At 62.2% G+C, this 251-nt stretch carries 1 protein-coding gene; it reads left to right on the forward strand.

The annotated features are described in order from the left end of the window. Positions 1–2 precede the first annotated feature (2 nt). The coding region (locus ACTHS4_RS12240; RefSeq protein ID WP_440366024.1) for an HAD family hydrolase at positions 3–251 on the forward strand (249 nt) is incomplete at its 3' end.

A 251-nucleotide genomic window follows, 5' to 3' on the forward strand; every position in this document is an offset into this window, starting at 1 on the left:
TGATACAAGCCGTATTGTTCGACCTCGACGGCACGCTCGCCGACACCGCCCTAGACCTCGGCGGCGCACTCAATACCCTGCTCAACCGCCACGGACTGCCCGAAAAAAGCATGGACGAAATCCGCACCCAAGCCAGCCACGGCGCGGCAGGACTGCTCAAACTCGGCGCAAGCATCACCCCCGACCATCCCGACTACGCCCAATGGCGCACCGAATACCTTGACGAATACGACAGCCGCTACGCCCAAGAC

This window comes from Neisseria sp. P0014.S009, from assembly GCF_051958155.1.
In the GTDB taxonomy this organism is placed as follows: Bacteria; Pseudomonadota; Gammaproteobacteria; order Burkholderiales; family Neisseriaceae; genus Neisseria; species Neisseria flavescens_C.